8 protein-coding genes are annotated in these 12,771 nt (G+C 34.9%); all 8 read left to right on the top strand.

Going from position 1 to position 12,771, the window contains the following annotated elements; all coding sequences use genetic code 11:
* Position 1: 1 nt before the first annotated feature.
* The 8 genes from CES88_RS11180 to CES88_RS11145 all read left to right on the top strand — a co-directional run bounded on the left by CES88_RS11180 (position 2) and on the right by CES88_RS11145 (position 12,678).
* Positions 2 to 1,717, top strand: a complete 1,716-nt coding sequence (locus CES88_RS11180) for an IucA/IucC family protein (RefSeq protein ID WP_290734354.1) — start codon at positions 2 to 4, stop codon at positions 1,715 to 1,717.
* Entirely contained in the window at positions 1,710 to 2,705 is a 996-nt protein-coding gene (locus CES88_RS11175; RefSeq protein ID WP_290734352.1) for a GNAT family N-acetyltransferase, read from the top strand. Before CES88_RS11180 ends, CES88_RS11175 begins: the two co-directional genes overlap by 8 nt.
* Positions 2,696 to 4,444 carry an IucA/IucC family protein gene (locus tag CES88_RS11170; RefSeq protein ID WP_290734351.1) on the top strand — a complete coding sequence of 583 codons (1,749 nt, stop codon included), beginning with the start codon at positions 2,696 to 2,698 and terminating at the stop codon, positions 4,442 to 4,444. Before CES88_RS11175 ends, CES88_RS11170 begins: the two co-directional genes overlap by 10 nt.
* 9 nt (positions 4,445 to 4,453) lie before the next feature.
* Complete coding sequence (locus tag CES88_RS11165) at positions 4,454 to 5,737, top strand: SidA/IucD/PvdA family monooxygenase (RefSeq protein WP_290734349.1); 1,284 nt, start codon at positions 4,454 to 4,456, stop codon at positions 5,735 to 5,737.
* Between the two features lie 9 nt (positions 5,738 to 5,746).
* Positions 5,747 to 6,130, top strand: a complete 384-nt coding sequence (locus CES88_RS11160) for a hypothetical protein (protein ID WP_290734348.1) — start codon at positions 5,747 to 5,749, stop codon at positions 6,128 to 6,130.
* Positions 6,131 to 6,140: 10 nt separating this feature from the next.
* The gene (locus tag CES88_RS11155) at positions 6,141 to 8,282 is read left to right on the top strand and encodes a TonB-dependent receptor plug domain-containing protein (RefSeq protein ID WP_290734346.1); all 2,142 of its coding nucleotides are present in this window, start codon (positions 6,141 to 6,143) and stop codon (positions 8,280 to 8,282) included.
* Between the two features lie 107 nt (positions 8,283 to 8,389).
* Positions 8,390 to 8,992 (top strand): hypothetical protein, encoded by a 603-nt coding sequence (locus CES88_RS11150; protein ID WP_290734344.1) that lies wholly within the window; start codon positions 8,390 to 8,392, stop codon positions 8,990 to 8,992.
* Between the two features lie 3,158 nt (positions 8,993 to 12,150).
* Complete coding sequence (locus CES88_RS11145; RefSeq protein ID WP_290734343.1) at positions 12,151 to 12,678, top strand: hypothetical protein; 528 nt, start codon at positions 12,151 to 12,153, stop codon at positions 12,676 to 12,678.
* The last annotated feature ends 93 nt before the right edge of the window (positions 12,679 to 12,771 follow it).

Below are 12,771 nucleotides of genomic sequence, written 5' to 3'. Positions count from 1 at the left end.
TTTGAAAGAGAAGTCACTACTTTATACATTCGAAGCATTGCTTAATTCTCTTTTAAGAGAAGCTGCAGGTCTTGAGTCTATCAAGTTTAGTGATGATCAAAGAAAACTTGAATTAACTAATAAGACAAAGAATACCTTAAAAATAGAACTCTCTTTCTACTCTTCACTTGGAAGACATAGCTACGGAAATATTCATCGGCTAGATGGAAAAAATATCAGTATCCAAGATTCTCTTGATTGGGTAATTAACTTCTCCTGCGACCTTCTTAATCAGAAGAATGCGAAAGAAGTTAATGATTTCAAAAGTAGAGTCGCTCAGAGCCAGATTAATATTGAAAAATTTCTAAATGACCTTGAAGGTTCTCTTGAAGAAGAATATGCAAAATCTCTAAGTTTTATCCAAGCCGAGAGTCTCTTAATTCTAGGACACTCATTTCACCCTTACCCAAAGGCAAGAGACGGCTTCAACGAAGAGGACTTCAAGAAATATTCTCCTGAATATAGAAGAAGCTTTTCACTTGCGTGGGCCGTAGCCGATAAAGACATTCTCGTGACAAAGAAAGAAAGTCGTTTCAACTCTAATTGGATGAACGAAATTGCGATACTCTGCTTAGGAGAATCTCTTACAAGAGAACTCCTTGAAGAGAATAAAGTTCTACTTCCTATTCATCCATGGCAAATGACTCATATAAGAAGTAGTGAATATATCAAATATCTTGAAAATGAAGGACGACTGCACTTTATTCATCAAGATTCAAAAGTAGAATGGTTTAGCACCTCATCTGTAAGAAGTATCTATTCTAAAGACTGCAAATATATGCTCAAATTCTCTATGAGCTTAAGACTTACAAATTCAATAAGACATCTTCAGCAGGAAGAGGTTGAAAGAGGGATACAGGTCTGTGATGTATTTAACACGACAGAAGGAAAGAAGTTAATACAGAAGTGGCCAGACTTTGAAGTCTTACATGAGCCGGCCTACTCCGCACTAATAAACAGAGACGGAACGACAAGTGTTGAAACAATTGTATCCTGCCGTATAAATCCGTTTACTGGCCCAGAAAAAGAAGAGGCCATTCTCCTTGCAACTCTTAACCAACTCTCACCTAGAGGAACTTCTCTACTTGATAGATTTAACTCAAGAGAAAATACTGACTACTACTTAAATTGGTTTCAAGAGTTTACAAAAGTTGCAATTATTCCACTTATGGATGCTCAAGCAAATTTTGGAATTTTCTTTGGAGCTCATCAACAGAATATTATTTTAAAGCTCAATGCTAAAGGCTTTCCAATCAAACTCTACTTTAGAGATTGCCAAGGAACTGGGTACAGTGAAGAGGGATATAAGCAATATAGTCCATACTGCGCAGGTCTGACTTTAGACAATGGAAATATATTAAATAAGGAGATGGGGCAGAAAATATTTTGCTACTACCTCATCATCAACACCGCTTTTGATACAGCTACTCATCTAGCTAAAATTAGTGGAATAAAAGAAGTAAGTTTTATGGAGATTTTAGGTAAATCCCTTAAAAATCTTAAAGAGAATGGAGTAAAAGATTCAAGCTGTATAGACTATCTTCTAAATGAACAATACTTATGGGTAAAAGGAAATTACAAGTGCTGTTTGAAAGAGATCAATGAAAATACAATGAAGAATCCAACAGATATTTATATTCCTATGAATAACCCTATCGCAGGAGTTAGCTATGAATAGAAAAATCACCTTACAATCATTTAAGACAAATAAATTTTACGATATAGAATTAATAACAGATTCTACGATAGAAATCTCAGTAGACAATAATCAGTATCAATTTAAATTTGATAAAAGAGGTAACTCTTTAAAGATTAAAGAACTTGATTACGTAAACGATGAGATTACTCTTATTGCAATTGAAGCAAGCTTTAGCTTCTTCCCAGAAGAGATAACTGAAATCTCATTCAATCAATCTTCAATAAGAAACAGAAATGATCTCAAAGAATACACAGAGGGAGAATTCACAACTCTACCAAGAATGTCTTTTAGCTCTCTAGGAGATGTATGGGCAAAAAGAAATAGCTGTATTCAAGAAGAAATAATTAAAACAGGCAATATCTCTCATCCAAAGAGGCCAACCTACTTTTCAGGGGAGTTACTCTACAAGAAATACTTTCCTCTAATTAACAAGACCATTTCTTTTCGTGTGATAGATCTAGAAAAAGATTTAGATAACTTTCACCAATGGCATAATAAAGAGTTTATCTACAATTTCTGGGAATTGAATAAATCAAAAGAAGAATTATCTCAATATCTAGAGAACGCTCTTAAAGACCCTCATAGTATTCCTGCAATCTTAGAGTTTAACAATGAACCTGTTGGATACTTTGAATTCTACTGGGTTAAAGAAGATCGTCTTGGACCTTTCTTTAACTTTTCTGATCACGACAGAGGCTTCCACTTTCTAATTGGAGAGGAGTCCTGCCTTGGTATAAAGAACGTCGATTCAATTCTCAAGGCAACATCTCACTATGCTTTTTTAAATGACACTAGAACAAAACTTCTGGCAGGAGAGCCTAGAAGTGATAATAAGAGAATCATTAGATATACTGATCACTTTGAATGTTGGAGAAATGAAAAAGAATTCGATTTTCCTCATAAGAGAGCAGCTCTTCTACTTTGTGACAGAGAGACCTATTTCAAAGAAGGTTATCCATGGATATAAGCACTCTCTACCTAACTGCTAATAAGAATTTAGTGGCAAAGGCCATTGGTGAATTATCTTACGAAGAAAACATTCAACCAATGGAAAATGATACTTTCGTATTACCACTAGACTCAGGTGTAAAATATGAATTCAAAGCGATCAAGAGTATTTGGACATCTCTCACTGTAAACGCAAGTTCAGTTATAAGAGTTCAAAATGGTAACTCTGAAGAAGTAAAGAGTGCAGCTCAATTCTTTATCGACGCAAAGAAAGAACTTCTTCTTACAGATATTGTTCTCGCAAATTTTATTGAAGAAATGAATAATACGCTAATCAGAGATATACACCTCCTAAAAAAGAGAAATGGAGTAAGAGCTGCGACACTTTTAAAAATGAGTGAAGTAGAAAGAGAATCATATCTTAATGGTCATCCCAAAGCTCTTCTAAATAAAGGACGCATAGGTTGGAATATAAAAGAAAACCAACTTTATTCCCCCGAAGAATCCGAAGGTTTTAAACTTCACTGGTTGGCCGTAAAGAGAGATGAGTCTCTTTACCTATTCTCAGAGACAACTTCTGAAGATGAAATCTTAAGCGAATCTCTTGATTCAAAAGAAATGCAGAGACTACTCTCTTTCTTAGAAGAGAATAATGTAAGCCGAAGAGATTACCTCATAATACCTGCACATCCATGGCAGTGGGAAAATATCATTCAAACTCAATTTCTCTTTGAGATCGCTAATAAATCAATTATTCCTCTAGGTATATTTGGAGATACTTATAGACCTCAGGTCTCTCTTAGAACTTTATCGAATATAACTCGTCCATCAAATATAGATATAAAAGTTCCTCTTACAATCTTAAACACATCAGCAATTAGAGGACTACCAAGTAAGTATATTAAAATTGGCGTTACAATTTCAGATTACTTAGAAGAAGTAGTTACTAGCGACCCTATTTTAAAAGAAGCAAATGTTGCAGTAATCAAAGAGAGAGCAGGAGCAAGTTTTAAGAGCCCATTCTTCTCTCAAATAGAAGAGGCTCCATATAGATATCATGAGTACTTAGGTGTCACTTGGAGAGAAAGTATTGAGACTCTTAATAATGAAGAAAAAGAAATCTCTTCTCTAATGACGGGAAATCTCCTCTTTGTTGACGATGATGGGAACTCTCTCATCTCAGCTCTTATTGAAAAATCTAGAGTAGATACTTCATATTGGCTTTCACTTTATTTTAAGAATGTTGTGATTCCACTTTATCACCTTCAAAACAAGTATGGTTTTAGCTTAGTTTCTCACGGACAAAATATTATTCTTAGGACAAAGAACTCCCTTCCATATGGAGTGGCCATAAAAGACTTTGGAGGAGACCTAAGAATTAGTGATGAACATAAGAGCAAGTATAAAGATATTCCAGGCATTGAAAACCTTGGCAATCTTCCTGCGGCTCATCTCATTCACGATCTCTACACTGGACATATGGTTACACTACTTAGATTTGTCTCCGGTATTTTAAGAGATTCACACAAGATTGAAGAAATTGATTTCTATTCTTTACTCGCTAAAGAAGTAGAAGAATATAATACTAACAACCCTCCACCGAAAGAAATTAATCTTTTAAGAGAAAAATTTGAACGAGTCATTATAAACACTGTGCGTTTTCAAATTGGTTACGGGGATTCATCTGAGCGACCTATTCCTAAATTAGGAACAGATCTAGATAACCCCATTTTCCTAGGATATAAGTCTAGGCAGTAAGGATTAAGTATGAGTAGTGAAAAAATTTACGATTTAATTGGAATAGGTGTCGGACCATTCAACTTAAGCCTTGCGGCCCACTCTTCACAAGTTGATAAATTAGACAGCCTCTTCCTCGAACAAAAACCATCTTTTGAGTGGCATAGAGAGTTAATTTTTCAAGATTCTTATATGCAAACATCATTTCTAAAAGATCTAGTGACGGGCTCCGATCCAACCAATCCATATACCTTCCTAAATTACTTAGTAAAAAATGGTCTCTTCTATTCTTTTATGAATACAGGAAGAAAGAGTATTACAAGAAAAGAATTTGAAGTTTACTGTCGCTGGGTAGCGGAATCTCTAGGTGATAGGATTGCTTTTGGTAATAACGTTAAAAATATCACCCATAAGAATGATCTCTTTATAATTGAAACTAACAAAGCGACTTTTACGGCTAAGAATATTTGTCTAGGTACGGGACTTATCCCTAGCGTTCCAAAGTGTGCGAGAGACTTCATTGGAGATAATGTCTTTCACGCAAAATCTAAGCAATTAGCTTCTGCTAATTTAGAAGGAAAGAATCTTGTTGTAGTTGGTGGTGGACAAACAGGTGTGGAAGTTTTTAGAAATGCGCTTAATGAAAAATGGGGAAAACCAAACTCTATAAAGCTTTTAACAACAAGAGCAAATCTAGAGCCTCTTGAGTCCTCACCATTTACTGATGAGTATTTTACACCTGGTTATGTTAAGCAATTCTTTTCTTTAGAAAATGATAAAAAGGAAAGTATTGTAAACTATCAGCTTCTTGCCAGTGATGGAAATACTCCAGAATATTTGGAAGAACTCTACAATGAACTCTATCTTGTAAAAAATATTCACAAAGATGAAAGGGCCATAGAAATTCTTCCTTACCGCTGGCTGGATAAAGTCGAAGAAAACCAAGGTTCATATAACTTGACCTATAGGAATGATTTTAGAGATCGCCTAGAAAGTGATCAAGCAGATGTCATTATATTGGCGACAGGTTTTCAAAAGTCGACTCCACCAATTCTAGACTTACTAGAAGAACATATCCCTCTCTGTGAAAGAGGGCGCTTTATATTTAATAAAGACTATTCTCTAAAATGGGACGGAGAGAGTACAAATAAGATTTTTGCTTTCAACTTTAGTAGATATGGACATGGGATTTCAGAACCACAACTAAGCTTAATGGCCTGGAGATCTGCAAATGTTATAAACTCTCTTTGCGCCGAAGAAATTTTTCCAACCAATAGCTTTAGACCTAACTTCATCGACTACGGTGAAGAATAAGAGGAATATATGATTAGAATTGATGAAATAGAAACGAATATATTTGAAGTTGAAATAACTTCACCAAGAGTTACTGAGGACGAAGAAAGTTTTCTTGGGCTCTTAGACGATCTCATCGTAAAAGATTACTTTGGTCTAATTTTCTCCACCGAAGGGAAGGCCGGCTTTTCACAAGATGCAAAGAAAGCAATGTCTACTTGGTTTAAAGCAAATAAACCAAACCTAAAAGAAAGATGCATCGGATTTGCGAGAGTAAATACATCGCAATCAAAAGCAGGAAAATTTACAAGTAAGGCCATGCAATTAGCTATGCCATGCCCGTACAATGTTGTTACAAATAATGAAGACGCTAGAGAGTGGATCAAGAATTTACTTAGCGCCTATAATAACTAAAGGTTTATAAATGAAATTTCTATTATTAATGACCGCTCTTCTTGCTAACGACATCGCTTACTCGCAAGAAAGTAGCGAAGGCCAAGAAAATGAAGCGATATACATTATAGCCAGAAAGAGAAAAGAGAATATTCAAGAAGTTCCAATTAGTATTACAACATACGATGAGTACCAAATTGAAGAAGCGGGAATAAATACAATCAGAGATCTCACTGACACTACTCCCAATGTAACACTTATTGGATCAAATTCTGGCCGTTACTCTACTCCATATATTAGAGGCCAAGGAAATCAAGATCTAAACCTTCCAGAAGAAATTTCTGTCGGCTTTAACTTAGATGAAATCCCAATGCCTAGATATGCAATGGACAACGACCTCATAGATATCCAAAGTATCGAAGTTCTTCGTGGACCTCAGGGAAATTTATTTGGAAAGAATACCCAGGCCGGTGCAATCAATATTTATACAAAAGAGCCTAATTATAAAGATGGAAGTAAAATCACTCTTGAAGCTGGAAATCTAGACACTAAGTCTGTTATTGGTACAACTAATTTCAAACTAGGTTCTGAGAAATTACAGAATAGACTCTCATTAAAGTATAAGGAACAAGGTGGATATATTCACGATACTTTCCTAAATAAAGACCTAGGAGATAGTGAAACTTACTCTCTTGGAAATACACTTCAATTTAAGCCATCTAATACTTTTAAATCTACTTTTAAAGTTGGATTACAAAAGAAAGAAGGTTCTGATCCTCTTATCATCTCAAGAAATGAGCCGGGATATCCAAAGTCTCATCAAAATATTGATCCGATTTATAAGACTAATTTAGTGACAACGTCACTAAAGCTAGAAAAAGATTTTGATGATGTTCTTCTAACCATTATCGGAGCCTTCAATTATTACGACTTTAATATAAAGTACGATGAAGCTGATTACTATATCACTTATGACTACCTTAGAAGCCAAGTAGGAACGGCCCTTGCTAATCAATATATCAATAACTCAAACGAGCTATTTAGATCTATCAGAGAACACCAGAGACAGTATTACACTGAATTTAGACTTACAAATAAAGACTCTAGCGATCTCTCTTGGACAGCAGGTATAAATCTTTCAAGAAATAATTATAGACTCCAAAGTCATATCAGGACCTTTAGCGGAGGCTTTGTTTTTAAGAAACAAAATATTAATCTTATTTCCGATACTTTCTCTGTCTTCGGAGAAGCAACGAAAAACCTTTCAAGTATTTACTCTCTGTCATTTGGAACAAGAGTAAACCACGACAGAAAAGAATTTAAATCAATTCATCAATCAACGACGATTGCTGACTACAGACAAAGTAGTGAAGAGGACTATACAAACTTCAGCTCAAAGTTAACTCTAGCGGCAAAAGTAAGTAGTACAAAAAACCTCTACGCGAGTGTAGCAAGAGGTTATCAATCAGGTGGATATCCTTCCTATCACTTTAATAACTACAACGGAATATCTAAAGATCAACCCGCTTACGAAGACTCAACCTCTCTCTCTTATGAGATTGGATCAAAAATGTCATTTTTTAAGCAAAGACTTACACTAAACTCAGCTCTCTTCTTTAATGATATTAAAGACAAGCAAGTGAGAGTAAAAGATACAACAACAAATCAGAGTTTCTATGCCAATATTGATACCGATGTTTTTGGTGGAGAACTTGAAGCCAAACTTAAGGCCACGCAAGATCTGACTTTTGGCTCAAATCTTGGGTATACAAATTCTAAATTTAAAGAAGAAACAGTATCCGGAACTGGAAGTACTGTACTCAATAAGAAAGGTGCTCGCCTAGCAAATATTCCTTACTGGACAGGAAGTACTTTTGCTCAATACTCATACTTTCTAAATAACGTAAATGGATACTTAAACTTTAGAACAAGCTATAAGTATATTGGCCAAAGATTTGGAGACAATATTAACCATACAAGAATGGGAAGCTACGGCCTAGTTGGGGCAAGAGTTTCTTTTGAAAAAGAAGCTTATACCATTTCGGCCTATGTTAATAATCTCTTTGATAAAGTCTATGAGAGTCAAGCTTACTACTACTCTGCCTTTGATAAGGAAGTCTCTTCACCAGGACTTCCAAGAATGTATGGCATGAAAGCAAGCTATAGATTCTAAATACTTAGGATGTGTTTAAGATCTATACACCTTATGTAATTTCTTTAAAATAACCTATTCTCTCCTTAGATTGTGTAAAATCGCTACACAATCTAGGAGTTTATTAAATGAGAATCATTCTACTACTATCAGTTACCCTCTTTTCTATTACATCACAGGCCTCTCTATTTGATTTTCTACAAAGTCATCCTTCGGCCAATAGATTATTAAGTAATGCTTCAAATATACAATTTGGAAATAACCAATCTGTAAGTATTGCTCATAGTAGTAACGAACAAGAATGTATTGATGTAGTTCAAGCTGCAATCCAGAAACAGAAAGATTCTCCAAATGAAATAGGTCTTCTCTACGCGGCAACTTTAACATCGAAGGCCTACTCAAGTAGTTTAGAAGGTGACTATACTCAACAATTCAAAGGTGAAGGGTTCTTTGGAAAATCCCTTAGAAGAGGTTTAAAGAATGATACTTTTATTCGAGTTAATTCATTCTCTGGAGAAAATATTCCTCACGAAGTAAGTGGGTGCTCCAAGTTTACTGAAATTACTTCTGTAACAAAATCAAAAATTAAAAATAAAACTTGTCGTGTGATCTCCCATGATCTTAGTGGAGAGAAGTATAAAACTCTCTTCTGTGAGGGAGACTCTACTGTTTATACAGACTTTTTAGATCTAGAAACGAAGCTCATTAAAACATATAAAGAAATTAAGTAGAGTAAGTGCAACTACTAATTAATACTAGCAAAAACATGAGCGCTTATCTTTAATTGCTCCATCACTTTTGTGTAGGTCTCTTTTTGAAAAGCCGATAGTTATATGTGGATAGAAGCTCTTCTATTACTTTTCAAGGTCTGCCGTCTGACAAAGCTTTTTCTCTAGCCTCTCTGAGCTCATTTTCAAGTTGCTGCCTTTCTGTTTTAGGCTTTGAATTTACAAATTTGTCTCTTGCATTTTCGAGGCCTTCTTCAAGCTCTTTACTTGTTGGTGAACTGTCTCCACTCTTAGCCTTTAATGCTTTTTCTCTAGCCTCTCTGAGCTCATTTTCAAGTTGCTGCCTTTCTGTTTTAGGCTTTGGATTTACAAATTTGTCTCTTGCATTTTCTAGGCCTTCTTCAAGCTCTTTACTTGTTGGTGTACTGTCTCCACTCTTAGCCTTTAATGCTTTTTCTCTAGCCTCTCTGAGCTCATTTTCAAGTTGCTGCCTTTCTGTTTTAGGCTTTGAATTTACAAATTTGTCTCTTGCATTTTCGAGGCCTTCTTCAAGCTCTTTACTTGTTGGTGTACTGTCTCCACTCTTAGCCTTTAATGCTTTTTCTCTAGCCTCTCTGAGCTCATTTTCAAGTTGCTGCCTTTCTGTTTTAGGCTTTGTATTTACAAATTTGTCTCTTGCATTTTCTAGGCCTTCTTCAAGCTCTTTACTTGTTGGTGTACTGTCTCCACTCTTAGCCTTTAATGCTTTTTCTCTAGCCTCTCTGAGCNAATTTGTCTCTTGCATTTTCTAGGCCTTCTTCAAGCTCTTTACTTGTTGGTGTACTGTCTCCACTCTTAGCCTTTAATGCTTTTTCTCTAGCCTCTCTGAGCTCATTTTCAAGTTGCTGCCTTTCTGTTTTAGGCTTTGGATTTACAAATTTGTCTCTTGCATTTTCTATCATCTTAGCTTGTTTATTAGTCTTACCAGCAGTATTTGTTTCTTTACTTTTATTACTCTGACTGGGTAGAGATGTATTATTTGAAGTCGTAATCTTACTCGACTTCGAAACTCTGCCAATATTTTTCACTGACGATTGAAGACCTTGATCGACTGTATTATACCCTGCTTCAAACGCCTTTGTGTCAATGTTATCAACTTCTTTTATCGCTTTAGTTAGTTTCGTATCAGATAGCTTCCTTAAAATATCTTTTGCCTTAGAAACAACTCCTGAATCTTTAATTTTTGTAAACTTATCTTTTGATATTTGAACTACTTTTTCCAATACTTCTCTTGTATATTTTAATGGTTGTCCTTTAGGAAGCCTTGAAGAAGTAATTACTGCATCTTTTGCTTTTGAATATTTTTGAGCAAACCCAGTACTTTTAACTTTATTCATTGTGGTCATATATTTTGGTGATGATTTCATTGCAACAATTCCTGCTCTAACTCCTTTAGAACCTTTAGAAATAAGTGCAAGTGCTCCACCAGTTAAAACTGTTTCTGCAATTAATCCAATTGCAGGGCCAACCATTCGACACATGCCATTTATCATTGTCCCACAGCCAAGGCATCCCCACCCTTTCATAGGCTGCTCACAAGTACTAAAGTTTGGAGCACCTGACCACTTCTCACAAAAAACTTCTGTCTTTATCCACTCATTTAACATTGTGGTAACACCTTTCAGTGTCTTTTTAAACCATCCCTCAGAGTCTTTTTCAATCTCTTTGATATCTTGGTCACTTAAGTTTTGAATTACTTCCTGAGTTTTTGAAGTTTCATCTTCTGCATTTGTGACCCATCCCCAAAATCCTCCTCCCTTTTCTGTAATCCAATCGACACCCATTCCCAATAAATCCCATACTGCTTTAACAGATGAAATTAAATAATCGACCAACGATGTTAATACATTTGTTAAACAATCATTTTCAGAAGATAAACATTTCCTCTCATTACTATTTGAATTACTTCCTGTTAATGTCAAATACCCTGCCACTACAGGACCCATTAATGTCGATGTAATGCTGCAAGCAATTTCTTTTCCACAAGATTTTTTTCTTGCATCTATGTCTTCTTTTGTACACTGAGCTATTAAAGCATTATTTACATCTTCACTAAGACTACGAGGTCGTCCAAAGTCAGGTTGTGTATTTACACCTCCACAGCTTATATTTTCATTTTGTAGTTGAATTTCTATCTCTTCTACAACCCTAGATGCGAGATTCTCTGCCTCAAGAATCCTCTTTGCTACATTTTCACAAAATGCTTCATTTTCTAATTTTATTGGTTCGTCTGAACATTTTTCATTAAGCTGACTTTGATCTTGCTCAATTTCATTAGTAATATCCTCCAAAGAATTAGCTAATTCGTCAGAATCATTCGACCTTAATGCCTCTAATGCTTTTGGTTGACTCTTCGGTCTAACGCTAGGAACGTATGTTTCGAACTTTTTTAAGATTGATTTACACATCACAGTTTTAGATTGCCTAAGGTCTTCATTACGACAGACATTCTCAACTGTTCCAATCGCTTTATAAAACTCATGGTCAGACATTTCCCCAATTATATCTTCTATATTTCTTCCTTCTTCTTTAAATTTCTTATTACAGTTTCCATAAGCATTAATTCGAGCTGATCTTGTACTAAAATCCACACAAATGTTTTTTCCAAATAGAGCAGGGTTACAATGTAGCTGATTATTAGAACAACTTCCCTTATTATAAGAAGAATTAGGGTTATCCATTGGACGGATGCAGTAACTATTACTGCCTAAGTTACTTCCCCACCCTCCATACAAACAATTTGTTTGCCCATCAGAAGCATAGGCAGTAGAAATAAAGACAAAGTTCAAGTTGAGATTTATAAAGTCAGATTTAACAATTTTTTTCTTATCAACAATGGAAATATCTTTATGAAACTGCTTGATTGCTTGAATGACTTGGGACTTTTGAATTTTCGTCAATTCTGAAAATTTGTATTTTGGCAAAGAGAACGACTCACCAATGACCTCATAAGAAGCAGTAAATAAACAAACTATTAATATCAACTGCTTAGCTTTTCTCTCAAACATAAAACCCCATAAACTATTATCACATGATACTTGTCGGCTATAACTCATAACAACTTGATTTTACGTAATTTAAGCAAGTTAGCTTGAAAAGATTATGATATTTGATAGAATTGAATGATGAAAATAATTGGCACTCTCCTTCTCATAACTTACTCAAGTGTTTTTGCTGCAAACTTCAAAGGGAAAGAAGGAGCTTTGAATATTAGTTTTTCGAACCAATTTAAAACATATAAGAACTTCTTAGGCTTACCATACGTTTTAATAAAAAAAGAACAACGTTCAAAAAAAACTTCAATATCAATTACGCCAACAGGGCTAAAGAGTCTTGACTTAAATCCAATGTTACTACAAAAGAATTATGATAAATATAAAATTGGAAGAAAGAATTGGGCAAAAAAACGAGGATTTAAAATTGACTCTTATCTAGAGTTCGATAGCTTTAAAAATAAAACTCAAACAACAATTTTCTCAGCGGGATACATATACACAAAAAAAGATTCAACTCAAAATATTGAAGTTTCATACTATATCATATGTAAAAACGAAACTTTCCAAATTAAAGTCCTAACTGAAAATGTTTTTTATACTAATCCATTTAGTAAAATGTTACGCAGCTCTTTATCTAACTCTAGATGTAAATAAGTTCTTACAAAAAAGATTTAGATTTTATGAATGCTTCAAGCTATTTCTAGATCGAGGGTTTGGTTCACTTTCCACTGCCTACCGAGTACTCCC

This window comes from Halobacteriovorax sp. JY17 (genome assembly GCF_002753895.1).
GTDB lineage: Bacteria > Bdellovibrionota > Bacteriovoracia > Bacteriovoracales > Bacteriovoracaceae > Halobacteriovorax.
This window is presented reverse-complemented; position numbering and strand designations above follow the sequence as displayed.

Excerpts from the sequence above, each read along its gene's own strand:
- CES88_RS11175 (WP_290734352.1), top strand. The coding sequence starts at position 1,710 with ATGAATAGAAAAATCACCTTACAATCATTTAAGACAAATAAATTTTAC.
- CES88_RS11170 (WP_290734351.1), top strand. The coding sequence starts at position 2,696 with ATGGATATAAGCACTCTCTACCTAACTGCTAATAAGAATTTAGTGGCA.
- CES88_RS11165 (WP_290734349.1), top strand. The coding sequence starts at position 4,454 with ATGAGTAGTGAAAAAATTTACGATTTAATTGGAATAGGTGTCGGACCA.
- CES88_RS11160 (WP_290734348.1), top strand. The coding sequence starts at position 5,747 with ATGATTAGAATTGATGAAATAGAAACGAATATATTTGAAGTTGAAATA.
- CES88_RS11155 (WP_290734346.1), top strand. The coding sequence starts at position 6,141 with ATGAAATTTCTATTATTAATGACCGCTCTTCTTGCTAACGACATCGCT.
- CES88_RS11150 (WP_290734344.1), top strand. The coding sequence starts at position 8,390 with ATGAGAATCATTCTACTACTATCAGTTACCCTCTTTTCTATTACATCA.
- CES88_RS11145 (WP_290734343.1), top strand. The coding sequence starts at position 12,151 with ATGATGAAAATAATTGGCACTCTCCTTCTCATAACTTACTCAAGTGTT.